The sequence below is a fragment of the Vibrio sp. 1CM24A genome (genome assembly GCF_023161725.1).
In the GTDB taxonomy this organism is placed as follows: Bacteria; Pseudomonadota; Gammaproteobacteria; order Enterobacterales; family Vibrionaceae; genus Vibrio; species Vibrio coralliirubri.
In genome coordinates this window covers 218,554-243,448 of record NZ_JALNTS010000009.1, presented here as the reverse complement: position 1 = coordinate 243,448, position 24,895 = coordinate 218,554, and the positions used below count along the sequence as shown (strand labels likewise).

Here is a 24,895-nt window from a genome sequence, read left to right as displayed (position 1 = left end):
TTACCTAAGTAATAACGTTTTGATATTCATCAACGAGTGCCCACACAGATTGATAGGTTTAAATTGTTAAAGAGCTTCTCTTCGTTGTGACTTGCATCACTTCGGAAGAGGCGGCCATTCTAGCGATTTAATTCTCAGTGTCAAACACTTATTTGGAATTAATTCCTACTTTCTAAAAGTAGAAGCGAATCATCGCTTAAAGCTAGTTGCCTTACTAACATTCCTCGCTGAAGCCTTGTGGCGTCTGCCGTGTCAGTGAGGCGGCATTATAGAGATGCCGCTCATATTGGCAAGCAATAAATGCGTTTTTTATTGAAAAAAGAGGTTAAGCGAAGATATTTCAACCAAGGGCTTATTTATACCATTTTCACCCCAAGTTTCGAACAAATTACCCACAACGACCTGTGGATAACTACTCTCCACTATCAAAAAAGTAAGATAAACGAGCCCTAGGGTTTAGATACTCTCGAACTTGTTCAGGTAATTTGCTTGGATGAACGGCATTAACGATTTTGATCTCTTTAATAAAGAGGTCAATGATCGGGGCTTGGGTTCTTGGCACGCTAGGATCATAGATAAGTACATTTGGATAAAGCATATGTTTAGCGTTAACGGATATCACAATCCCAATCGAATCATTTGAGAGCTGTACTACGGTTCCTGGGGGGTAGACTCCCATGAACTTAACCAACAGCCCCAAGTTACCTTGGCTATATAGATGCTTGCAGCTCTTATATAAGTGGGACAGTGCCAAATACGGGATCATTTGTTGAGATTGCGCTTTACCATGGCAAAGGTTATCAAATGCATTAGCCACAGAGACTATCTTGGCAAATTCATCAATCTCATGTTCTTTTAAGCCCTCGGGGTAACCAGAACCATCATTCATCTCATGATGTTGAGCGATCACCTTTTTAGCACTTTCAGGAAAGTCATCAATTGCCGATACAATATCTGCACCGTATTTAGTATGAAGCTTCAGGTAGTTCTCTTCGGGCACCGTTAGTGCACTCTGCTTTCTTAATATCGCAGCTGGTATTTTGATCTTGCCTATATCATGGAACATTGCCGCGAAAGAGAGAGCTTTCAATTGCTGCGTATCGTAGCCTTTGGCCTTACCTATCATCAGTGCAACAACCGAAACGTTCAGTGTATGAAAGTAGAGGTCTTCAAAATCCGCTTTAGCATTCATAAGATGCAAGGTGACGTTATCATCGCTCACTAGGGTCTCAACGATATCATCAACAAGAGCCTTAACCTCCCCCACCGCATCTAAAGGTCTGTTACGGATCTTGGTCATCACAGAGCGCATTCGAGCAAGCGAGCGTTCAAACTCTCTCTCACAATGACTCACCCTGCGGCGGTAAGAGCTAAGGGTTTCGATACGCTCATGCTTATCTTTCCACATTCTTTCCGTTTCAAGGCTTACCTGTGAATCAATATCGATTTCTTGTTCACCTACGTGATTAACAGGTAAAGGTGAGGTATCACTTTGACTCAGGTTTATATAGACGTGCTTAATACCAAGATGTCGAATTATTTTTACTTGAGCGTCATCTTTGATTTTAAAGCTGTTGAATAAAAATGGGTGTTCATTCCATTTTACGGGGAGTCGTATATGCAGACCGGGCTGAATGCGATCTACGGTAATCTTTATGCTGCCCATTTTTATATATAATATTGATGATTAATCTCTATTTATAATTCTAATAAAACCAAGCAGCAATTTCACTATCCAATTTCACAGGTTCAACTTAAAGAGTCGCAGTGCACCATCCAGCGTATACCGAATTTATCTTCTACTTTTCCAAATCGAGCCCCCCAAAAAGTATCTGCGAGTGGAGTCATTATCCGCCCTCCCTTCATGAGCTTTTCAAAGATTTGTTCTTGAGTCGCGGTATCTTCAGTCACAAGAGAAAGAGCGAGATTGTTGCCTTCGAGTTCTTTTGCCTTAACACCATCAGACATCATCAGCTTCATACCAAACGCTTCGAACTCAGCATGCATAACCCAATCAGGTTGAGCTCCCTCTATTACCTGTGGTGCATCACTAAAAAGTTGCTTAGATAAAACCACACCACCAAAACACTTATGATAAAAATCCAGTGCTTCACTACAACGACCATCAAAAAATAAGTAAGGGGTTACTGTCAGCATATCTCTCTCCTCTGTTAGTCCTTTAAACATAGACAATAGAAGAGAGAATGACAGGTAACATCATGATTTAAGATAATTAATTCATATCAGATCGAATAGCGAAGGGAAATTATGGGATTTAGGAATGAAACATCAAGATCTGTCTGATTGGACAGGCATTCCTGCCGCCACCGCGAAGGCAAAGCTTCCTATATCCCAAATACAACAAAGCCCCGACCATTTCTGATCAGGGCTTTATCTAAATATGGTACCGGTAGGCGACTTGACTGGGCTTGCATCCAAGCCGAGACGCTGGATTTAAAATTCACAAACGACCAAAACGACGAAAGGTCGCTATAAAAGCGACCTTTCTATATATGGTACCGGTAGGCGGACTGATTGGACAGGCATTCCTGCCGCCACCGAGAAGGCAACGCTTCCTATATCCCAGATACAACAAAGCCCCGACTTTCGTCGAGGCTTTGTCATTTAAATATGGTACCGGTAGGCGGACTTGAACCGCCACGCCCGAAGGCAACGGATTTTGAATCCGTCGTGTATACCAATTTCACCATACCGGCATTATCTTGGGGCATTGCCCTTTCGATGTTTGGCATTATACGTATGCGAACTGATGTGGCAAGTATAAAAACTTGAATTCATGTGTGTTTGCCGATAATTTCGCCACTAAGTCATAAGCTGTGCGTCATGTCTCTTTTCAGGCTAAGCCTTAAACTATATTCTGACGCCTCAATTTTTAAAGAAGTAATAACACATGACATCAACAAACACTCTGCCACCAGCAGGAGTCATGCGCCGATTTGGTGCCTTGTTCTACGACGCTCTGATCGTAATCGCTATTGAAATGTTGGCGGCTGGCGTCATTGTCGCTCTACTGCACGCACTCATGGCTCTCGGCATTTTTAACCACAGCGGATATGCCGATGTTAGTGACTTCTTAACCAACCATCCGATTTGGAGCCCTGCATATACCTTTTACTTAGTGGCCGTTTGGGTATATTTCTTCGTGTTTTTCTGGACTCGAGCTGGTCAAACTCTCGGTATGAGAGCTTGGAAGCTGCGCGTTCAAAACAAAGATGGCTCGGCTATCACAGTAACTCAGGCGCTAATTCGTTTAGGTACTTCAGGTTTTGGACTGGCAAACCTATGTGTTCCATTCGATCCTGAAAAACGTGGCTTTCACGATATCTGGGCAAAGACCGAAGTCGTTGTGTTACCACAAGCACGATAGCGTGATTTAAGTTAGCTCCAATCAAGATCAAAAAAGGAAGGCGTTATGCCTTCCTTTTTTATATTTACAATTTCCGCCTCAAGAGCATGATGGCAATTCCGAGGAACACGACGCTCGGGGCTATTGCGCCAAAGGCGGGCGGTATTTGATAAACCAAACTCACCGGGCCAAAGAACTCACTGGATATATAGAAGGTAAAGCCGGCAATAACACCTGACAGAATCCTCGCACCCATGGTCACACTACGCAAAGGACCAAAGATAAACGACAGTGCCATCAACATCATAACCGCGATCGAAATTGGCTGAGTTATCTTTCTCCACAGCGCCAATTCATAGCGTGATGCGTCTTGCTCTGACGCCTTCAGGTAAGAAACATAATCATACAACCCACTTAACGATAGCTCTTCTGGTTTAACCGTTACTATCGCCAACTTGTCTGGAGCTAATGATGTTTCCCAAGAGTAAGTCGGTAGGCTTTCTTTGGTAATTTGAAGCTCATTTTCAAAAGACGTGATCTCTACATCCTTCATCGTCCACACGTTGTCTCCAACGTAATCAACTTCGTCAGAATAAATAGCGGTCTTAAGTGCCTTGTTTTCATCAAAGCGCCACATGTTCATGCCATATAGCTTCTGGTCATCGATTTTGACAATAAAAATGAAGTCATTGGCATCACGAGCCCAAACACCACTTTGCGTCGAAATAATATTACCACCAGCAATCGAGATGGTTCTTAAATCACGAGCCATTTTCTGCGCTTGCGGTGCACCCCACTGACCAAGCAATGTCACCACGATCATCAGTGGAATAGCCGTTTTAAGTACCGATAGGCCGATATCCAACTTAGAGAAACCAGCTGCCTGCATAACTACAAGTTCGGAACTTGCAGCAAGCATACCAAGTCCAATCAACGCGCCAAGCAATGCTGCCATTGGAAAGAACATTTCGATATCACGAGGGATACTCAGTAAAACAAAGTACAGCGCTTGTAATAGATCGTATGTACCACGGCCAACTTTTCTTAGCTGTTCTACATATTTGATGATCCCAGAGAGACCAACAAACGTCACCAATACCAGTGACGTCGTTGCGATGATAGTTCTGCCTATATATAAATCGAGAATCTTAAACACGGCTTAAGCCAACCTCTTATTCTTGAATTTTTCTTTCAAACGCCTTACTGGCACGCTATCCATAAAGTTTGCACCAATCGCGACAAATAACAATAACGCATTGATTGGCCACATGCCGATTACCGCAGGAATGCTCCCCTCTTCAATTGAAGACTTAGTTGCACTGATTGCTAAGAAATAGGTGAGATAAATCAGTATTGCAGGGCCAATTTTCGCAAAACGACCTTGTCGAGGGTTTACCGCAGACAGTGGCACGACAAGCATGGTCAACAATGGAATACAAAGTACCAAAGAAATACGCCACTGCAACTCTGCTTTCGCACTGTTGTTTGAGTTACCAATCAGTTCAAGCGTAGGGATCGCTTCCCAGTCTCGACCTTTCTTCTCAACTTCACGCTGACCAATCAGGCCTTCGTATTCTTCAAAGTGCGTCACCCTGTAGTCAAGACGAGTCGGAATGCCTTCATGACGAGTACCATCGTACATTACGATCACTTGGCGACCATCACTGAGCTCTTTTACATCGCCCGACTTCGAGAACATCACACTTGGCAGTACAGAATCACGCGGACGCATTTGAGCTACGAACACGTTTTCTAACTTATTACCGTCGATATCATCGATAAACACAACAGAAGAGCCATCCGGCGTACCTTCAAATTTACCTTTTGGTAGCAAATCAACGCTGTTCTCTGCAGCTACTTCTTCATACATTTGTTCAACTTTGTCCTGCGACCAAGGAGATAACCAAAATGAGTTAAAGGCTGCAACAGATGCCGTAATCAAAGCGAGGTAAAGCGCAGATTGGATCAGGAATTTATTACCGATACCGGTGGCGTTCATGACCACTATTTCACTTTCAGCGTAAAGGCGGCCAAAAGTAAGCAAAATACCAATATAGATACTGAGTGGAAGCATCAATAGGCCCATCGCTGGCATATTTAAGCCAACAATCGACAATATAAGACTCGCAGGGATATCACCATCAGAGGCGTCCGCTAAAACACTGATGAATTTTTGGCTGAGAAACACGAGAAAGAGAACAAAAAAGATCGCAAATTGGCTCTTGATTGTCTCGCGGATCAAATATCTAACAATAATCACGCTCAAATTACCTATACAAAACTTGTTTTTTTGATTGAATCACTATAATTTCCCGTTGAACCTTTTATTTTTTTAAATTTTTAGCTAAGTGTTAGCGTTCTTCTTTAAGGTTAGTTCCATTATAGGATCCAACAAGTAAGAACCCATTATCTAACATTTAGTTCGATTTGTCTTCAGGATGTAGGAGTACGCATGGAGTTCAGTGTAAAAAGTGGCAGCCCAGAGAAACAGCGCAGCGCATGTATCGTTGTCGGTGTATTCGAACCGCGCCGCCTTTCTCCAGTAGCCGAGCAATTAGATAAGATTAGCGATGGCTACATTAGTTCACTGCTTCGTCGCGGTGATCTAGAGGGTAAACCTGGCCAGATGCTACTACTGCATCAAGTACCTGGTGTACTTTCAGAACGTGTTCTACTGGTAGGCTGTGGTAAAGAACGTGAGCTAGGCGAACGTCAATACAAAGAAATTATCCAAAAAACCATCAGCACACTAAACGAAACAGGTTCTATGGAAGCAGTATGTTTCCTTACAGAACTTCACGTTAAAGGTCGCGACACTTATTGGAAAGTTCGCCAAGCAGTAGAAGCGACTAAAGATGGTCTTTACACATTTGACCAATTCAAGAGCAACAAACCAGAGACTCGTCGCCCACTACGTAAATTGGTATTCAACGTACCAACCCGTCGCGAATTGAGCCTGGGTGAGAAAGCAATCTCTCACGGCCTTGCTATTGCTTCAGGTGTAAAAGCGTCTAAAGATCTAGGCAACATGCCACCAAACATCGCAAACCCTGCTTACCTTGCTTCTCAAGCTCGTCGTTTAGCCGACGATTACGAGACAGTGAAGACTAAGATCATTGGCGAAGAAGAGATGGAAAAACTGGGTATGACATCATACCTAGCCGTTGGCCGTGGCTCTAAAAATGAATCTATGATGTCTATCATGGAATACAAAGGCGCTCCGGATCCAGATGCGAAGCCGATTGTATTAGTAGGTAAAGGTCTGACTTTCGATTCAGGCGGCATCTCGCTTAAGCCTGGTGAAGGCATGGATGAGATGAAGTACGACATGTGTGGTGCGGCGTCTGTATTCGGTACAATGAAAGCACTGGCTAAGCTTAACCTGCCTATTAACGTGGTTGGTATCCTAGCAGGTTGTGAAAACATGCCGGGCAGCAATGCTTACCGTCCAGGTGATATCCTAACGACAATGTCAGGCCAAACGGTTGAAGTACTCAACACTGATGCTGAAGGTCGCTTGGTTCTATGTGATGCTCTAACTTACGTTGAGCGTTTTGAACCTGACTGTGTTGTCGATGTTGCTACGCTAACTGGCGCATGTGTTATCGCTCTAGGTCACCACATCAGTGGCGTTCTATCGAACCACAACCCACTTTCTCACGAACTTGTTAATGCTTCTGAGCAAGCAAGTGACCGTGCATGGCGTCTACCTATGGCAGACGAGTACCATGAGCAACTAAACAGCCCATTCGCTGATATGGCGAACATCGGTGGCCGTCCTGGCGGCACAATTACTGCTGGTTGCTTCCTGTCTAAATTCACTAAGAAGTACCACTGGGCACACATCGACAGTGCTGGTACAGCTTGGAAGTCAGGCGCAGCGAAAGGCTCGACAGGTCGTCCTGTCTCAATGCTAGTCCAATTCTTATTGAACCGCAGCGGCCAAGAGACTGAAGAGCAATCTTCAAAATAATAAGAAGGGCCTACGGGCCCTTTTTTAATAAGCGCTATTTGTTAGACCCTGTTAACCAAGTAACATTGATATCCACGATTTTAAGTTCGAGTATTAAGTATGCAGACTGCTACATTTTACATTGTGCCTTCAGACAGCCGGCAAGCCAGCGAAGATGGTTTTGCTCACTATGTGCTGTTTCTTGCTCAGCACTTTGCAAAACAAGGCGCTAAACTTTATCTCAACTGTAATGACAAAGAGCATGCCGAGCGTATTGCTGAAGTTTTCTGGCAAGTCGAACCCTGTGATTTTATTGCGCACAACTTGGTTGGCGAAGGCCCGAAGTATTCAACCAACATCGAAATTGGCTATCAAGGCGTAAAACATAATTGGAATCGTCAGCTAGTAATTAATCTGGCCGATAATCATACAACCTTTGCGAACGCCTTTGCTCAGGTGATAGACTTCGTCCCTTGCGAAGAAAAAGCTAAGCAACTCGCTCGAGAAAGGTATAAAATTTACCGTCAGGCTGGATATCAGCTACAAACTATCGAGATTCAACATCCATAGTCAAACCTCATAGTTAAAGCTATCTTTGGATTTAGATTCAAGAAGCTTCACTTATGAAGTTTGACCACGATTAACCATTCACAGTATCCGTTTAAGAGCACTATGGAAAAGACATACAACCCAACATCAATCGAACAAGCTCTGTATAAGACTTGGGAAGAGAAAGGCTACTTTAAGCCACACGGTGACACATCAAAAGAAGCTTACAGCATCATGATCCCGCCACCGAACGTCACTGGCAGCCTACACATGGGTCACGCGTTCCAAGATACGATCATGGATACGCTTATCCGTGCTCAACGTATGAAAGGCAAAAACACGCTTTGGCAAGTGGGTACTGACCACGCTGGTATCGCAACTCAAATGGTTGTTGAGCGTAAGATTGCTGCTGAAGAAGGCAAAACAAAACACGACTACGGCCGTGAAGCTTTCATCGACAAGATCTGGGAATGGAAAGGCGAATCAGGTGGCACGATCACTCAACAACTTCGTCGTCTTGGTGCATCTGTAGATTGGGATCGTGAACGATTCACTATGGATGACGGCCTATCGGCTGCGACTCAAGAAGTGTTTGTTCGTCTATACGAAGAAGACCTAATCTACCGTGGTAAGCGTCTAGTAAACTGGGATCCTAAACTGCACACTGCAATCTCGGATCTTGAAGTTGAAAACAAAGACAAAAAAGGTTTCATGTGGCACTTCCGCTACCCGTTAGCGAACGGCGTTAAAACGGCTGATGGTAAAGACTACATCGTTGTTGCGACTACTCGTCCAGAAACCATGCTTGGCGATACTGGTGTTGCTGTTAACCCAGAAGATCCTCGTTACAAAGATCTTATCGGCAAAGAAATCCTACTTCCTGTTGTAAACCGTCTTATCCCTATCGTAGGCGATGAGCACGCAGACATGGAAAAAGGCACGGGTTGTGTGAAGATTACTCCAGCTCATGACTTTAACGATTACGAAGTGGGTAAGCGCAACAACCTACCGATGATCAACATCCTAACGTTCAATGCTGATATCCGAGATGCGGCTGAAGTCTTCACAACGAACGGCGAAGAAAGCGATGTTTACTCAACGGACATCCCTGCTAAGTACCAAGGCATGGAGCGTTTTGCTGCACGTAAAGCTATCGTTGCTGAATTCGATGAGCTTGGGCTTCTTGAAGAGATCAAAGATCACGACCTAACTGTCCCTTACGGCGACCGTGGTGGCGTGGTTATCGAACCAATGCTGACTGACCAATGGTACGTGCGCACAGCACCTCTTGCAGAGCCTGCAGTTAAAGCCGTTGAAGATGGCCAAATCCAATTCGTACCTAAACAGTACGAAAACATGTACTTCGCGTGGATGCGTGACGTGCAAGACTGGTGTATCTCTCGTCAACTTTGGTGGGGCCACCGTATCCCAGCATGGTACGACAACGATGGTAAAGTTTACGTAGGTCGCACTGAAGAAGAAGTTCGTGAAAAGAACAACCTAGCGCCTGTTGTTGTGCTTAAGCAAGACGACGACGTACTGGATACTTGGTTCTCTTCTGCACTTTGGACGTTCGGCACACAAGGCTGGCCTGAAGATACTGAAGCACTGAAAACATTCCACCCATCTGAAGTACTAGTATCTGGTTTTGATATTATCTTCTTCTGGGTTGCTCGTATGATCATGATGACCATGCACTTTGTGAAAGACGAAGATGGCAAAGCTCAAGTACCTTTCAAAACTGTTTACATGACGGGTCTTATCCGTGATGAAAACGGCGACAAGATGTCTAAGTCGAAAGGTAACGTACTTGACCCAATCGACATGATTGACGGCATCGGCCTTGAAGAGCTAGTAGAGAAGCGTTGTGGCAACATGATGCAACCTAAACTGGCTGCTAAGATCGAAAAAGCGACACGTAAGACTTTCGAAAACGGTATCGAACCATACGGTACTGATGCGCTACGTTTCACTCTTGCTGCTATGGCTTCAACGGGCCGTGACATCAACTGGGACATGAAGCGTCTTGAAGGTTACCGTAACTTCTGTAACAAGCTATGGAACGCAAGCCGTTACGTACTAATGAACACAGAAGAACACGACTGTGGCATGACACTGTCTGTAGAAGACCGTGCAAACATGGAATTCTCTCTAGCAGACAAGTGGATTGAATCTCAGTTTGAAGTTGCAGCGAAAGAGTTTAACGCTCATCTAGACAACTACCGTCTAGACATGGCAGCAAACACGCTTTACGAATTCATCTGGAACCAATTCTGTGACTGGTACTTAGAGCTAACTAAACCTGTTCTTTGGAAGGGTACTGAAGCTCAACAACAAGCGACTCGTTACACGCTTATCACGGTTCTTGAGAAGACTCTGCGTCTTGCTCACCCTGTTCTTCCTTACATCACGGAATCTATCTGGCAGAGCGTTAAGCCGCTAGTAGATGGTGTTGAAGGCGAGACGATCATGACTCAAGCGCTTCCTCAGTTTAATGAAGCTAACTTCAATGCTGAGATTGTTGACGACATCGAATGGGTTAAGACTTTCATCACCGCTATCCGTAACCTACGTGCGGAATACGACATTGCACCAAGCCAAGGCTTAGAAGTAATGATTAAAGTAGCGGATGAGAAAGATGCAGCTCGTATCGAAGCAAACAAGATCGTCCTGACTTCTCTAGCTAAGCTAGACGATATTAAAGTTCTTGCGGACGGCGAAGAGACTCCAGCTTGTGCAACTAAACTGGTTGGCAAATCTGAGCTAATGATCCCAATGGCGGGTCTTATCGACAAAGATGCTGAGCTTGCTCGTCTAGATAAAGAAGTCGCTAAGACTCACGGCGAGATTAAGCGTATCGAAGGTAAGCTAGGTAACGAAGGTTTCGTTGCTAAAGCACCAGAAGCAGTTATCGCGAAAGAGCGTGAAAAGCTTGAAGGCTACAAGGAAACTCTTGTTAAGCTTGAAGAGCAAAAAGCGACAATCGCTGCGCTTTAAAACCGAGTGAACGAGAAGGCTTCGAACTTCTCGCTCTAAATAGAAAGGTTGGTCTTGGTGACCAGCCTTTTTTATACCTCTGATTCCAATATTCCAATGCTTCTCACTCTAGCCTCACTGATTGATAGGTTTCATCTATCAAATTAATCTCTACTTCCCATTATACTTAATGATAATAATTCTCAATAATAGACCTATCGAAACAACACAACGATTGAGTAATTATCATGAAAAAGACACTAACCTTTGCTGCATTACATTTTACTATCGCATTTAGTGTCGCTTACGTACTAACAGGCGACATCTTAATTGGTAGCTTAATCGCTATGATTGAGCCCTCTGTGAATACTGTTGCCTTCTATTTTCATGAAAAGGCGTGGGCTCAAGTTCCTGCTCTTAAAGCTCGTCAGTGGATGACCAAATTAAAAACAGCAAGCTTTGCTACCATCCACTTTAGTGTTGCCTTTACCGTGGTCTACTTGTTGACTGGAGATGCTTTCATCGGCGGTGTGATGGCCTTGCTAGAGCCAACTTTAAATACCGTTGCTTACTACTTCCACGAGAAAGTCTGGTTACGAAAAGCTGAAAGCCAAACACTACAAGCTCAGTTTTGCTTACATCAACACGCTTAATTTAAAGCTCACTGAACGATTGAAGCAACCCGTTTCGAATAACAAAATTCAGCTTACCATTGACAAAGTTGCGCACCGCAATTAAATTAATTGCGGTGCGCAACTTTATTTCTTAGTTCAAAGGTAGGTAGTTATGAATTCTCAACAGTTAAGAGACTATTCTCGTCAAACGGTTCGTTTACTTGGCATGCTTGATAAGCAGTGTGGCGATGTCGACCTCACTCCAGTCCAGGCTCATACTCTTGGTGAAATCCAGTTGCAGCCAATCACCATCAACCAATTGGCGCAGCAACTCAACGTAGATAAATCCAATGCTAGCCGCACTGTCACGGGTCTGATCAAGCTTGGTTTAGTTGAGAGCCTAGAGAACCCAACAGACAAGCGTAGCCAATTAGTCGCCCTGACCACTCAAGGTGTTGATGCGTTATCTCAACTCGACCAGCAGCAAAGCATCTTCTTTGAAAAAGTACTTTCGGCACTCAATGACAACGAACAACAACTGCTTAAACAAGGACTTGAGAGTTACTTAAAAGGGTTAACGAAAGCATGTCAAGCCGATGAGTTTGTATTACGCCCACTCACAGAATCAGATAACCAACAATTGGCAGAAGTCATTCGCCAAGTTTCGGCTGAGCATGGGCTTACAGAAGATAAGGGTTATGGCGTGGCTGACCCAACACTCGATGATATGTATTCTGTCTATAGCCAAGCGAATGCAATGTACTGGGTTATCGAACACAACGGAAAGATCGTCGGAGGCGGTGGCTTTGCCCCTCTAGCAGGTAAACCCGATGTGTGTGAGCTACAAAAGATGTACTTCTTACCGCAAACTCGAGGGCATGGCCTAGCCAAGCGAATTGTTGCTTTGAGCTTAAAGCAAGCCAAGCAACTTGGGTATCAACACATGTATTTAGAAACGACGGAATGCTTAGGTGCTGCGGTCAAACTCTATGAGAAGCTTGGGTTTGAGCATCTTGAGTCAGCTTGGGGAGAAACAGGCCACGACGCTTGTGAGGTTGTCATGGCCAAGTCGTTATAAGCAGAATGCGCCGCTATAGCGAAAGAAGATAGCGCTAAAATATACGGAGTTAACGTAGAAAGTTACTGACGCAAGAGGTTGGGTTCAAGGCAACAAAAGAACTCTCTTCTTGCCCATCAAGTACCACTTCTAATGGGTATAGATGCTTAGGGTTAGGATTCTCAATATCAAAAATGATAGGCGCCTCAACCTGGAACACAACACCAGTATGTTCAGCGCGCACATCGATCGGCATTACGAGAGTCATACCATTAAACTTGATGGATGCCGATACTAACCCCGCCTTTAGCGTTTGATAGATAACATCCACTTTAAACTCACAGCCACCACCGTGGTGCCAGATCTGCTCTGTGACAACTTGCTCTAGCTTGACGTTTCGAACGAACTGCAGGTATGGCACTTGCCAAATCCCAATGCGTGAATCAGATTTAGCGATAGCCTGTGAAGAGATAGACGGATCCATATCCTCTTCAAGCAATAAGCTCTCCTCTTCTTCAAGGAAAAGGATTTCGAAACGGTTTCGGCCGGACTGCATATAAGGACGGATATCTTTACGGTATTCAGCTTGGCTACCATCACAATCAAACACAGCCACACCATTAAGTCGAACTTCAGCAAAGTAATCGACCCCGGCCATCACCAACTCAACAAATGGACACGCCAACATAGCGTCATCCACTTCGATGTCATGCATCAGGTGCCACTCTTGCTCTGCAATTTCATTTTCACTCAAGCTATCAGGGAGCTTTGAGCTTAACGGAGCCGGAAAGGTGATGTCATCTTGTGGGATAGAGAGATCCGTCAGTGGCGAAATTTGCCAAAGACCATCGAGAAGCAACCGCATATCATTCCTTGAGCTAGATCAATTTTGACCGCATTATAATGAATGAATGCATATAAAGACATTTATTTTTCTGAGGGTAAAAAAATGCCAGCTCGAGGCTGGCATTTTTTAAAATTGGGAAAGAATTACTCTTCGCCTTCATCATCTTCGTCTGGGTAGATAGCATCTTCACCTTCGTAGTAAGTGCCCCAACCGTCGTAGATAATGTCAAACTTCTCTGCAAGGTTTACAAGCTTCTCAACTTGCTCATCAATCGCTTCTGCATTCAGAGTACATTGCATCGTTGCATCACAACAAAGTAGCTTATTGCCATCTTCGTCTTCTGTCTCTTCAGCTTCAAGCACTTCAAAGCCCATTTTGAATGCTTCAACAACCGCTTTCTCAAGCACATCGAAATCTTCAGCAAATAGGTGATGCTCGATATCGTATAGAGCTTCAGGATCGCTACCATCTTCAATTAATGCTGTAATGATGTCGCGAGTCTCTTCCTTTTGAAATTCAATTAATTCCGCTACTGATAGATATTCATCTTCGTGAGACATGTGTCTGCTCCAGAGTGTTGACTATGAAAAGATCAAATTTGATTGCCACGAAATATGGCACGGATCGTCCAGAAAAGCCACCCAGATCAGGCCTAGAAAGGTAAGTTTATCGCGAGATCGCAGAGCCAATATCAATTCAAAAGTGAAATCAAAATCACAGAAACAAATTTTCAACATTTTATTAACTGGCTCGTATTTTAGCATTTCGTTTTTGTGGCCACTTTAGAGCTTATTGAATAAAACTTGCGTGATTAGTCACGTTAGGTGCATACGCTAAACCGCTTTTGGGGTGCATAAATCCTCAGCTTGTTATCAAAAAGTGCATAATAGTGAATAAAAAATCACGATTAATAAGCAAAATTCAATTCTAACAAGCCACAAATTGAGCATAGATCCTCAAAAACGTTGTTCCGTTCGATAGCCAGTTAGTTGGAATTTAATCTGTATAAACTTAAAAATTGCAGGTTTTATGACCAATTATTAGCCAAATACCTTGTATTAACTCAATCTACAAAACTTGCATATTACGGACAAGCTTGTCATAAATAGACGCTGGATTAATAGTAAGGATGCAAAATGAGTAAGCTGTACGTTGGCTCCGAAGTCGGTCAATTGAGACGAGTTCTCCTAAATAGACCAGAAAGAGCACTCACCCACCTCACCCCTTCAAACTGTCATGATCTTCTATTTGATGATGTACTTGCCGTTGAAGCCGCTGGTGAAGAACATGATGCCTTTGCAGAAACGCTGCGCAGCCAAGACGTAGAAGTGCTATTGCTGCATGACCTGCTAGTAGAAACGCTTGCCGTATCTCAGGCTCGTGAGTGGTTGCTGAATACTCAAATCTCAGATTTCCGTTATGGCCCGACTTTCGCCCGTGACTTAAGAAACTACCTTGCTCAAATGGATAATGAGCATCTAGCAACGATCTTACTCGGTGGTCTGGCTTACTCTGAGCTTCCTATCAAATCATCATCGATGCTGCCTAAAATGCATCGACCACTCGATTTCGTTATCGAGCCACTGCCTAACCACCTATTTACGCGAGATACCTCTTGCTGGGTTTATGGTGGTGTATCGCTTAACCCGATGATGAAGCCTGCACGTCAACGTGAAACGAACCACCTGCGTGCTATCTACCGCTGGCACCCAGTGTTCGCCGGTCAAGATTTCATTAAGTACTTTGGTGATGAAGACCTTCACTACGACAACGCTAACATTGAAGGCGGTGACGTACTGGTTATCGGTAAAGGTGCGGTACTGGTTGGTATTTCAGAGCGTACTAAACCACAAGGTGTCGAAAACCTAGCGGCTAGCTTATTTAGATCAGGCCAAGCTACCGAAGTGATTGCGATCGATCTACCAAAACACCGCTCTTGTATGCACCTTGATACGGTGATGACACACATGGATATCGACACGTTCTCTGTCTATCCAGAGATCGTGCGTAAAGACCTAGACACTTGGCGCTTAACGCCAAAAGAAAATGGCGAAATGCGTGTCGAGAAAGCTGAAAACTACCTGTCAGCGATTGAAGGCGCGCTAGGCCTTGATCAACTGAAGATCATCACAACCGGCGGTGATAACTACGAAGCTGAGCGTGAACAGTGGAATGACGCAAACAACGTACTGACAGTGAAACCAGGTACCGTGATTGGTTATGAACGTAATGTTTACACCAATGAGAAATACGACAAAGCGGGTATCGAAGTTCTAACGATTCCTGGCAACGAGCTAGGCCGTGGTCGTGGCGGCGCGCGCTGTATGAGTTGCCCTATCGAAAGAGATGGTATCTAAGTCAAAGAGCTCAGTTAAACAGACTCAATAATCTTATCTAGGCCAGTATTCATTTACTGGCCTTTTTTATCAAATCAATAAAATAAATATTCACAAATATAGCATTTTTATGTTTAACTAAGTTCTTCATTGATTCTATATACGCAAGGAGCGAGAGATGGCCTTTAATCTTCGCAATCGTAACTTTCTAAAACTTCTCGACTTTACTCCTAAAGAGATTCAGTTTTTACTCGACCTGTCTGCTGACCTAAAAAAAGCTAAGTATGCAGGTACGGAACAGAAGAAACTCAACGGCAAAAACATTGCTTTGATCTTCGAGAAAGCATCAACTCGAACACGATGTGCGTTTGAAGTGGCCGCCTTTGATCAAGGTGCTCAAGTCTCTTACCTTGGCCCCTCTGGTTCTCAGATTGGTCAAAAAGAATCAATGAAAGATACGGCGCGTGTATTAGGGCGTATGTACGATGGCATCGAATATCGTGGTTTTGGCCAAAGTATCGTTGAAGACTTAGGCGCTTATGCGGGCGTGCCGGTTTGGAACGGCTTAACCGATGAGTTCCACCCTACTCAGATCTTGGCTGATTTCCTCACTATGCTTGAGCATGGTCGCGGAAAACATCTGCACCAAATCAGCTTTGCTTACCTAGGCGATGCACGCAATAACATGGGTAACTCTCTGTTAGTCGGTGCCGCGAAGATGGGCATGGATATTCGCCTTGTCGCGCCTAAAGCGTTCTGGCCAGAAGAGCAGCTTGTCGAAGAGTGCCAAGCTATCGCGCAAAGCACAGGTGCCAAAATCACTCTAACAGAAGACGTTGCTGAAGGCGTGAAAGGTTGTGATTTCCTATACACCGATGTTTGGGTTTCAATGGGTGAAGCCCCTGAAGCTTGGGACGAACGTGTAGCGGTAATGAAACCATACCAAGTGAATATGGAAGTTATTAAGCTCACTGGTAACCCTCAAGTGAAATTCATGCACTGCTTACCTGCTTTCCACAACAATGAAACCGTAATCGGCCAGCAAGTCGCAGACAAGTATGGAATGAACGGTTTAGAAGTCACTGACGAAGTCTTTGAATCGGATTACTCAATTGTGTTTGATGAAGCTGAAAATCGCATGCATACCATCAAAGCGGTAATGGTTGCGACACTGGGTCAATAGCGAATACTGAAAGTAAACAAAAGCTTGATGTAATCGCTTGCGCTCACAAATTGAAAGCGTATAATTCTCGGCAATTTGTCTGAGAGTAGTGAAAATGACGCCAAGCAATGTTGTGATAAAACATAATGATATTGTGATAACACATAATAAAATTGTGAAAACACCAAATATTGCTCGTAAGCTAAGATGCTTACCAGGCCGTCTATTCTGCTTTTCAGCACTTTTTTAAAGCCTCCCATTATGGGGGGCTTTTTTATGGCCAATACATTATTGTGGGGAAGAAGATCATGGCGAATTCGCTCTATCAAAAGCACATCATCTCAATTCCAGAGCTTTCTCGTGAAGAGCTAGAATTAATTGTTCAAACGGCAGGTCAGCTAAAGGCTGAACCAAACCCAGAACTCATCAAGAACAAAGTTGTTGCCAGCTGCTTCTTCGAACCTTCTACGCGAACTCGTCTCTCTTTTGAAACTGCGATTCAACGCATCGGTGGTGATGTGATTGGTTTCGACAGTGGTGGTAACACTTCTTTGGCAAAGAAAGGCGAAACGCTAGCGGACTCGGTACAGGTTATCTCTTCATACGTTGACGCTTACGTGATGCGTCACCCTCAAGAAGGCGCAGCGCGTCTGGCTTCTGAGTTCTCAAATGGTGTACCTGTTATTAACGCAGGTGACGGCGCAAACCAACACCCAACACAAACGTTATTAGACCTATTCTCTATAGCTGAGACACAAGGCCGCCTCGACAACCTAAACGTTGCATTCGTTGGTGACCTTAAGTACGGCCGTACGGTTCACTCGTTGACGCAAGCACTAGCGAAATTCGACAACATCTGTTTCTACTTCGTGGCTCCAGAAGCTCTAGCGATGCCTGACTACATTTGCGAAGAGCTTGATGAAGCGGGCATCAAGTACCAACTATTGACGGACATGGAAGATGTGATTCCTGAGCTAGATGTCTTGTACATGACTCGAGTTCAAAAAGAGCGCTTCGATGAGTCAGAATACGCGCACATCAAATCCGCATACATCCTGACCGCTTCGATGCTGGAAAATGCACGCGATAACTTGAAGGTTCTGCACCCTCTTCCTCGCGTTGATGAAATTACTGTTGATGTCGATAAAACACCTTACGCTTACTACTTCCAGCAAGCAGAGAATGGTGTTTACGCCCGTGAAGCACTGCTAGCCCTTGTTCTTAACGAAACGCTGTAGAGGAGAGATATCATGTCTAAAGAGACTCAATTAAAAGTTGAAGCAATCAGAAACGGTACTGTTATCGACCATATCCCAGCCAATATCGGGATCAAGGTGCTAAAACTGTTCGACATGCACAACTCTCATCAGCGCGTGACGATTGGCCTAAATCTGCCGTCTTCTGCACTAGGCGGAAAAGATCTGCTCAAGATTGAGAATGTGTTTATCACAGAAGAACAGGCGAGCAAGCTGGCACTTTATGCGCCTCACGCAACCGTGAATCAAATCGAAGATTACGAAGTGGTTAAGAAGCTACCACTAGAACTTCCTGAGCAAATCAACGATGTGTTCGAGTGTCCAAATACCAACTGCATTACTCACAATGAACCGGTTGAAAGCAGCTTTAAGATCTTTGAAAAGAAAGAAGATATTCGATTGAAGTGTAAGTATTGCGAAAAAGTCTTCTCTCGCGAGATCGTGACAGAAAGATAACGTCATACGGCAAAGAAGACCGAATGTAAAAACTATCAAATACCTCGCCTGTGCGGGGTATTTTGCGCTTTACCTATCCAAAGTTTGAAGGCACACTGAAAATTGATTTTTATCTAATAACTGATGGAATAAACCAATGACTAAAGTACTTCACACAGAATCTGCTCCAGCTGCAATCGGCCCATACGTACAAGGCGTTGACCTTGGCAACATGGTACTGACTTCTGGTCAAATCCCAGTAAACCCAGCAACTGGTGAAGTATCTGCTGATATCGCAGAGCAAGCTCGCCAATCTCTAGACAACGTTCAAGCGGTTGTTGAAGCTTCAGGCCTGACTGTAAAAGACATCGTAAAACTAACGGTATTCGTTAAAGACCTAAACGACTTCGGCACAGTAAACGAGGTGTACGGCAAATTCTTCGATGAGCACGGCGTTGCAAACTACCCTGCACGTTCATGTGTTGAAGTAGCTCGTCTACCAAAAGATGTTGGTATCGAGATCGAAGCTATTGCGGTTCGCAAATAGGTTTTAATATCTACAATAAACGGTTTCTAGTAAACGAATAAGGCATAATGCTGAGCGTTTATCAGATACAAAAAAAGGTTGCCCTGTTGGCAACCTTTTTTATTGTTCATCGTTTCGCTTAGATAATTACTTTTTATTAAGCTCAACCACTTCTTTGTCTAACTCTTCAAGCTTAGCAGCCATCTGCTCACGAGCTAGGTTAGCCAGTTCACGAACATTAGACTTGTCGTAACCTTCAGTGCTGATTGGTGGCAACATTTCAACAATCACATGACCATTGTTCCAACGGTTTAGCTTCACGCCACCGGTTGAGCTACACACGATAGGGATGATAGGCAAGCCAGCACCAATCGCAGCATGGAATGCACCTGTTTTGAATGGCAGCAGACCACGGCCACGAGAACGAGTGCCCTCAGGGAACATCCAAACTGAAACATCGCTCTCTTTTAAACTCGTCACGACCTGATCAATCGTACCTACCGCTTTGCTGCGGTTAGCACGGTCAATTAGGATGTTACCCGTCAACCAGTAAAGCTGACCAAATAACGGCATCCACACTAGGCTTTTCTTACCAACCGTCACCACTTTTGGCGTTACCGCAGATGAAATCGTGAATAGATCCCAGCTGTTTTGGTGATTCGCTACATAAACATGTTGGCCGCGAGAGTAGGCATCTTCTGGGATGCGAAGCTCTAACTTCATGCCGAAGATCTTCGACATTCGACCGAAATAACGGCCAAAAGTAAATACGTGTTTTGGATTGCGTGGACTTAATAGGCAGTAACCACAACCAAATACAAACATAAGAATCGCAAATATCGCCACTGCGAAAATACGTAATATTGCTATCATTTTGTTCCTCACCGACCGCCAAGTTGATTCATCTATTCGCGCAAAAATGAGCAATAGATTTACTTGCGGTAAATACAACTATAAAAAAGCCGAAACCAAGGTTCCGACTTTTATGTTTTCATCTTACTGATTCATGAACCCACTAACCTAGGTTAGCTCGACTCACGAAATCGTGTAATGTTTGCGCCTAAGGCTGACAATTTATCTTCAATCTTATCGTAGCCACGATCGATGTGATAAATACGGTCAACGATGGTTTCGCCTTGAGCGATACAGCCAGCAATCACAAGGCTCGCAGATGCGCGAAGGTCCGTTGCCATTACTTGAGCGCCGCTCAGTTTTTCCGTTTCACCACAGATAGCCGTGTTGCCTTCGATTTCGGCTTTTGCACCCATTCGCTGTAACTCAGGAATGTGCATAAAGCGGTTTTCAAAGATAGTCTCAGTGATAACACCACTGCCCTTCGCCATCATGTTAAGCAGAGTAAACTGTGCTTGCATGTCGGTTGGGAAGCCAGGGTGGGGTGCTGTTACGATTTTCACCGCTTTCAGTTCACGACCCGTCATATCAAGGCTGATCCAGTCTTCGCCCGTTTCAACCTTCGCACCCGCTTCTTCAAGCTTCGCTAAGGCAGCTTCAAGAAGATGAGCGTTGGTGTTGTGACAAACCACTTTACCGCCAGAAACAGCAGCAGCAACCAGGAAAGTACCTGTTTCAATACGGTCAGCAACCACAGAGTGTTGGCCACCACCAAGACGTTCAACGCCTTCGATAGTAATCGTATCTGTACCTGCGCCAGAAATTTTAGCACCCAGTTTGTTTAGGAAGTCAGCCGTATCAACAATCTCAGGCTCACGCGCTGAGTTATCGAGTACTGTTGTTCCTTCCGCTAGCGTTGCTGCACACATGATAGTAATGGTGGCACCCACACTTACTTTATCCATCACGATGTGCGCGCCTTTCAGACGGCCATCAACACTTGCTTTCACATAACCATCTTCCAACTTAATGGTCGCACCTAGTTGCTCTAGGCCGTGGATATGCAGATCAACAGGTCGAGCACCAATTGCACAACCGCCTGGAAGTGACACTTGGCCTTCACCAAAACGAGCGACTAGAGGACCTAAAGCCCAAATAGAAGCACGCATTGTTTTCACTAAATCGTAAGGCGCACAAAATTCATTAATTTCGCTGCCATCAACATGAACACTACCATTACGTGATACTTTTGCGCCTAAACGCTTAAGCAGTTCCATCGTAGTATCGATGTCGCGTAGGTGAGGAACGTTACTTACTTCTACTGGCTCTTCAGCAAGAATTGAAGCAAATAAGATAGGTAGCGCTGCATTTTTTGCGCCTGAGATCGTCACTTCACCGCTTAGCGGCTTATCCGATCCAATAACTCGAAACTTTTCCATCATAAACCTTAAAGTGACATCAGTTTCTTATCACGTTCCCACTCTTCCGGCGTGAAAGCCTTAATAGAAAGAGCATGGATGTCATTGCGTTGAATGTATTCCATTAGTGGGCCGTAGATTAGTTGCTGCTTCTTAACTCGATTCATGCCGTCAAAACATGGATCAACCGCAACAACTTCGTAATGACTGCCTTCACCTTTCACGAAAATTTCCTGAAGGTTCAGTGCTTCTGCTAATAATTCTTGTACTTTTGTGCTGTCCACAAATAGCTCCTGCCTAATTTTTTATGTGTTCTGCCATCATTGGCTGGATATTGCTCAATTGGAACAACGTTCGTAATTGTTCTGGCACGAAACTGAGCATTATATGACAGTTTTGATTTTTTGCATGCTCTAATAAGTGAATTAGCATCACCATTCCTGCTGAATCGACTCGATTTATATGGCTAAGGTCAATTTCAACGCTCGATTCCGTCGTTTGCCACTTTTCCAATATACGCCAGATTGCAGGGACACTGTCTCGGTCTAAATCACCAAGCAGCTGATACTCTTTAGAGCTTAGTGCTTGCCATTGAGAATGGCTCATTATTTGTTACTCTCAAAACGAATTGGTTGTGCGGCTAATTTCTCTAGTTCGTCAGCAACTTGTAAGATGCCTTCTTGACGAATCTTAGTATTCCACTCCGATTGCTTGCTCGACAACAAGCTAATACCTTCGGCAACCATATCAAATGCTTTCCACTCGCCAGATTTCTTGTCTTTGCGAAGCTTAAATTCAAGCTTAATGTTTGGTCGCGGTGTATCGATGATGTCGACCTTGATACTGGTAATGCGGCTATCCGCTTTGATTTTTGGTTCTGGACCAAATTCAATCGTCTGATCCGTGTATTGAGTCAGCACTTGGGCATAAGAAGAAACCAGGTATTTACGGAACGCATCGATAAACACGCCCACGTCTTTTCTATCCGCGCCTTTCAAGTTTGGTCCAAGTAACTTAAGAGCTGCATATTGTGCATTCACATAAGGCATCAACTCTTCTTCCACGATGACCTTCAATAATTCAGGATCTTGGTGGATGTTGTCTTGTTCACTCTTCAAACGCTCAAATGCCACTTCGGCAACTTGAGTCATCATCTGGTAAGGCTGAGTACGGTCAATCGATTCTGCAGCAAAGGCTTGGGTAGAGATAAGCAATGCCATTGCCGCCATAAACATTGATTTCAAGTAACCAATAGCTTTTAAATGACTAATATCTTTTAAATAACTAATAGTTTTCAACATCATCTTATTCCTTAGCTTCGCTGTCATTAGAACCACCAACGCTATACAGCACTTGGCCAATCAAATCTTCTAGTACTAATGCTGACTTGGTGTCTTCAATTGAATCACCATCGACCAACATCTCTTCATCATCAAAAATGAAGCCTGGAACCAGACTAATGTACTGCTCACCAATTAAGCCAGATGTTAAAATTTGAGCACTAGAGGTATCTGGAAATTGTGAGTATTTCCCGTCAATAGACAGTTCAACGACAGGAAGGTAGCTCTCGGTATCAAGCTCAATGCTTTTAACTCGTCCAACAACGACGCCACCCACCTTCACTGGAGAACGAACTTTTAGGCTGCCAATGTTGTCAAAGGTCGCTTTTAGATTGTAAGTATGGTTCGAACCTATGCCTTTTACGTCAGCGACTTGAAAGATCATGATTAAGATTGCGCAAATTCCGGCAATAACAAAGGTGCCGACCCATAATTCTAATTTTCGAGTTTGTTGCATGATTAATTCCCAAACATCAATGCGGTAAGAACAAAATCTAGCCCTAGTACCGCTAGAGAAGAGTGCACTACAGTGCGTGTGGTTGCCTGACTGATACCTTCTGAAGTCGGTACTGCGTCATAACCATTGAAAAGTGCGATCCAAGTTACGGTGATAGCGAAGACCATACATTTGATCATGCTGTTACCAATATCTCGGCCAAGTTCTACTGAAGACTGCATCGCAGACCAGAAACTACCGTGATCAATACCTTTCCAATCAACACCAACTAGTTGACCGCCCCAAATACCTACCGCCATAAAGATCATAGCAAGCAATGGCATTGAGATAAGCCCGGCCCAAAGACGTGGTGCAATAATGCGTTTAAGAGGGTCAACGGCCATCATCTCAAGGCTTGAGATCTGCTCTGTTGCTTTCATTAAACCAATCTCTGCCGTGAGTGCTGAACCGGCTCGACCTGCAAATAATAACGCAGTCACCACAGGCCCCAACTCACGTAACAGTGAAAGCGCGACCATTTGGCCAAGGTTTCCCTCAGCGCCGTAGTCAATTAACACGACATAGCCCTGTAGACTCAGCACCATGCCGATGAACAAACCCGAAACTAAAATAATAGCCAATGACTGAACGCCAACGCTATAAAGTTGTTTTACTAATAAAGGGAAGTTTTTTAGTCGCGGGATGCCAAACAAAGCTCCAAATAACATCAGGCTTGCTCGACCAAATGACTCACAGATCGCAAGTGTACGCTTACCGACACCCGCAATAGTTTTAGCAATCATATTAAAACAAATCCTTTTCTAAGCTCTTCGCAGGGAATCTAAATGGTACTGGGCCATCGGCTTCACCTTGCAAAAATTGCTGCACTCTCGGATCGCTATTGTTGTACAACTCATCAGGTGACCCAGACGCAATGATCTTGCTATCCGCCATGAGGTAAACCCAATCAGCAATACTCATCACCTCAGGCACATCGTGAGAAACGACAATAGAGGTTAAACCTAGGGCTTGATTGAGATTTCGTATCAATTCAACCAATACGCCCATGGTGATGGGGTCTTGGCCAACAAACGGCTCATCGTACATGATAAGTTCTGGATCCAACGCGATCGCACGAGCCAACGCTGCTCTCCTCGCCATACCGCCAGACAACTCACTCGGCATTAATTGCGCTGCCCCTCGTAATCCTACCGCTTCAAGCTTAAGTAATACGATGGTACGAATGAATTTTTCATTAAGTTCCGTGTGCTCTCGCAGCGGAAAAGCCACATTATCAAAGACATTGAGATCCGTAAAAAGCGCACCCGATTGGAATAGCATGCTCATTTTCTTACGTGCTTGATACAGCTTTCGACGTGATAATGCAGGGATGTTGTCGCCATCAAACCAAATTTCGCCTTCATCTGGCGGCAGTTGCCCACCGATCAAACGCAGTAAAGTCGTTTTGCCGATCCCAGACGGCCCCATGATTGCGGTTATCTTGCCTTGAGGCACCTCTAAACTGATGTCATCAAAGATAACGCGCTCACCGCGTGAGAAGCTGAGGTTCTTAACTTTCACAAGCTCAGTGTTCAACATATTTTTGTTGTTTCCTTGCTTTAAAAAACGCCAATTATGGCTGCAATAATAATGAGTCTACTTTAGAATTAAAAGCACTGTTCAATTAATTCATATTAAACAGGAATCGATGCAGGGATTTGAAAGCATTAGAAAATTATCTATTGAGCTCTCTTTCTTGCCTGCTAACTGGT

The 24,895-nt window shown here is 44.2% G+C and carries 25 protein-coding genes and 1 tRNA gene; 11 read left to right on the top strand and 15 right to left on the bottom strand.

What is annotated here, in order from left to right:
• Window positions 1-412: 412 nt before the first annotated feature.
• The 3 genes from MSG38_RS20090 to MSG38_RS20080 all read right to left on the bottom strand — a co-directional run bounded on the left by MSG38_RS20090 (window position 413) and on the right by MSG38_RS20080 (window position 2,717).
• A complete protein-coding gene (locus tag MSG38_RS20090; RefSeq protein WP_248402464.1) occupies window positions 413-1,666 on the bottom strand; it encodes an HD-GYP domain-containing protein in 1,254 nt (417 codons plus the stop codon).
• 83 nt (window positions 1,667-1,749) lie between these two features.
• Complete coding sequence (locus MSG38_RS20085; RefSeq protein WP_050643242.1) at window positions 1,750-2,157, bottom strand: VOC family protein; 408 nt, start codon at window positions 2,155-2,157, stop codon at window positions 1,750-1,752.
• 475 nt (window positions 2,158-2,632) lie between these two features.
• Window positions 2,633-2,717 (bottom strand) — tRNA-Leu (locus MSG38_RS20080).
• A gap of 194 nt (window positions 2,718-2,911) precedes the next feature.
• Here MSG38_RS20080 and MSG38_RS20075 point away from each other — a divergent pair.
• Window positions 2,912-3,388, top strand: a complete 477-nt coding sequence (locus MSG38_RS20075) for an RDD family protein (protein ID WP_017058939.1) — start codon at window positions 2,912-2,914, stop codon at window positions 3,386-3,388.
• A 64-nt stretch (window positions 3,389-3,452) separates the two neighbouring features.
• On the opposite strand, the gene lptG is transcribed toward MSG38_RS20075, so the two are convergent.
• Both lptG and lptF read right to left on the bottom strand, forming a co-directional pair.
• Window positions 3,453-4,523: an LPS export ABC transporter permease LptG gene (lptG, locus tag MSG38_RS20070; RefSeq protein WP_017058938.1), complete on the bottom strand. Its 1,071-nt coding sequence runs from the start codon at window positions 4,521-4,523 to the stop codon at window positions 3,453-3,455.
• A 3-nt stretch (window positions 4,524-4,526) separates the two neighbouring features.
• On the bottom strand, window positions 4,527-5,627 hold the full coding sequence (lptF, locus tag MSG38_RS20065) for an LPS export ABC transporter permease LptF (RefSeq protein WP_017058937.1): 1,101 nt from the start codon (window positions 5,625-5,627) through the stop codon (window positions 4,527-4,529).
• A gap of 192 nt (window positions 5,628-5,819) precedes the next feature.
• Between lptF and pepA the strand changes: the two genes are divergently transcribed.
• From pepA to MSG38_RS20040, 5 genes are all read left to right on the top strand, one after another.
• Entirely contained in the window at window positions 5,820-7,340 is a 1,521-nt protein-coding gene (pepA, locus tag MSG38_RS20060; protein WP_017058936.1) for a leucyl aminopeptidase, read from the top strand.
• Between the two features lie 99 nt (window positions 7,341-7,439).
• The gene (locus MSG38_RS20055) at window positions 7,440-7,889 is read left to right on the top strand and encodes a DNA polymerase III subunit chi (RefSeq protein ID WP_248402463.1); all 450 of its coding nucleotides are present in this window, start codon (window positions 7,440-7,442) and stop codon (window positions 7,887-7,889) included.
• A 102-nt stretch (window positions 7,890-7,991) separates the two neighbouring features.
• Window positions 7,992-10,865, top strand: coding sequence for a valine--tRNA ligase (locus MSG38_RS20050; RefSeq protein ID WP_248402462.1), 2,874 nt, complete (start codon window positions 7,992-7,994; stop codon window positions 10,863-10,865).
• A gap of 227 nt (window positions 10,866-11,092) precedes the next feature.
• Window positions 11,093-11,497, top strand: coding sequence for a DUF2061 domain-containing protein (locus MSG38_RS20045; protein ID WP_050643245.1), 405 nt, complete (start codon window positions 11,093-11,095; stop codon window positions 11,495-11,497).
• A 133-nt stretch (window positions 11,498-11,630) separates the two neighbouring features.
• On the top strand, window positions 11,631-12,536 hold the full coding sequence (locus MSG38_RS20040; protein WP_248402461.1) for a bifunctional helix-turn-helix transcriptional regulator/GNAT family N-acetyltransferase: 906 nt from the start codon (window positions 11,631-11,633) through the stop codon (window positions 12,534-12,536).
• 49 nt (window positions 12,537-12,585) lie between these two features.
• Here the strand turns inward: MSG38_RS20040 and MSG38_RS20035 are convergent, their stop codons facing one another.
• Window positions 12,586-13,380 carry a hypothetical protein gene (locus MSG38_RS20035; protein ID WP_248402460.1) on the bottom strand — a complete coding sequence of 265 codons (795 nt, stop codon included), beginning with the start codon at window positions 13,378-13,380 and terminating at the stop codon, window positions 12,586-12,588.
• A gap of 125 nt (window positions 13,381-13,505) precedes the next feature.
• Entirely contained in the window at window positions 13,506-13,922 is a 417-nt protein-coding gene (rraB, locus tag MSG38_RS20030; protein ID WP_017058930.1) for a ribonuclease E inhibitor RraB, read from the bottom strand.
• 576 nt (window positions 13,923-14,498) lie between these two features.
• Between rraB and arcA the strand changes: the two genes are divergently transcribed.
• The 5 genes from arcA to MSG38_RS20005 all read left to right on the top strand — a co-directional run bounded on the left by arcA (window position 14,499) and on the right by MSG38_RS20005 (window position 19,098).
• Window positions 14,499-15,719, top strand: coding sequence for an arginine deiminase (arcA, locus tag MSG38_RS20025; protein WP_019821481.1), 1,221 nt, complete (start codon window positions 14,499-14,501; stop codon window positions 15,717-15,719).
• A gap of 157 nt (window positions 15,720-15,876) precedes the next feature.
• Window positions 15,877-16,881: an ornithine carbamoyltransferase gene (locus MSG38_RS20020; protein ID WP_248402459.1), complete on the top strand. Its 1,005-nt coding sequence runs from the start codon at window positions 15,877-15,879 to the stop codon at window positions 16,879-16,881.
• A gap of 287 nt (window positions 16,882-17,168) precedes the next feature.
• Window positions 17,169-18,098: an aspartate carbamoyltransferase gene (gene pyrB, locus MSG38_RS20015; protein ID WP_012604860.1), complete on the top strand. Its 930-nt coding sequence runs from the start codon at window positions 17,169-17,171 to the stop codon at window positions 18,096-18,098.
• 12 nt (window positions 18,099-18,110) lie between these two features.
• The gene (gene pyrI, locus MSG38_RS20010; RefSeq protein WP_017058927.1) at window positions 18,111-18,572 is read left to right on the top strand and encodes an aspartate carbamoyltransferase regulatory subunit; all 462 of its coding nucleotides are present in this window, start codon (window positions 18,111-18,113) and stop codon (window positions 18,570-18,572) included.
• 136 nt (window positions 18,573-18,708) lie between these two features.
• The gene (locus tag MSG38_RS20005; protein ID WP_004735319.1) at window positions 18,709-19,098 is read left to right on the top strand and encodes a RidA family protein; all 390 of its coding nucleotides are present in this window, start codon (window positions 18,709-18,711) and stop codon (window positions 19,096-19,098) included.
• A gap of 126 nt (window positions 19,099-19,224) precedes the next feature.
• Here the strand turns inward: MSG38_RS20005 and MSG38_RS20000 are convergent, their stop codons facing one another.
• From MSG38_RS20000 to mlaF, 8 genes are all read right to left on the bottom strand, one after another.
• Window positions 19,225-19,950, bottom strand: coding sequence for a 1-acylglycerol-3-phosphate O-acyltransferase (locus MSG38_RS20000; protein ID WP_017058926.1), 726 nt, complete (start codon window positions 19,948-19,950; stop codon window positions 19,225-19,227).
• A 152-nt stretch (window positions 19,951-20,102) separates the two neighbouring features.
• Window positions 20,103-21,368: a UDP-N-acetylglucosamine 1-carboxyvinyltransferase gene (gene murA, locus MSG38_RS19995; protein WP_248402458.1), complete on the bottom strand. Its 1,266-nt coding sequence runs from the start codon at window positions 21,366-21,368 to the stop codon at window positions 20,103-20,105.
• Between the two features lie 8 nt (window positions 21,369-21,376).
• Window positions 21,377-21,631, bottom strand: coding sequence for a BolA family iron metabolism protein IbaG (ibaG, locus tag MSG38_RS19990; RefSeq protein ID WP_017058924.1), 255 nt, complete (start codon window positions 21,629-21,631; stop codon window positions 21,377-21,379).
• A 13-nt stretch (window positions 21,632-21,644) separates the two neighbouring features.
• A complete protein-coding gene (locus MSG38_RS19985; protein WP_019821470.1) occupies window positions 21,645-21,953 on the bottom strand; it encodes a lipid asymmetry maintenance protein MlaB in 309 nt (102 codons plus the stop codon).
• Window positions 21,953-22,582 (bottom strand): phospholipid-binding protein MlaC, encoded by a 630-nt coding sequence (locus MSG38_RS19980; RefSeq protein ID WP_157367687.1) that lies wholly within the window; start codon window positions 22,580-22,582, stop codon window positions 21,953-21,955. The genes MSG38_RS19985 and MSG38_RS19980 overlap by 1 nt, the downstream gene beginning before the upstream one ends.
• A gap of 70 nt (window positions 22,583-22,652) precedes the next feature.
• Window positions 22,653-23,144 (bottom strand): outer membrane lipid asymmetry maintenance protein MlaD, encoded by a 492-nt coding sequence (gene mlaD, locus MSG38_RS19975; RefSeq protein WP_017058921.1) that lies wholly within the window; start codon window positions 23,142-23,144, stop codon window positions 22,653-22,655.
• A 2-nt stretch (window positions 23,145-23,146) separates the two neighbouring features.
• Window positions 23,147-23,926 carry a lipid asymmetry maintenance ABC transporter permease subunit MlaE gene (gene mlaE / locus MSG38_RS19970; RefSeq protein WP_008220420.1) on the bottom strand — a complete coding sequence of 260 codons (780 nt, stop codon included), beginning with the start codon at window positions 23,924-23,926 and terminating at the stop codon, window positions 23,147-23,149.
• Window position 23,927: 1 nt separating this feature from the next.
• Entirely contained in the window at window positions 23,928-24,722 is a 795-nt protein-coding gene (gene mlaF / locus MSG38_RS19965) for a phospholipid ABC transporter ATP-binding protein MlaF (RefSeq protein WP_050652136.1), read from the bottom strand.
• Window positions 24,723-24,895 lie beyond the last annotated feature (173 nt).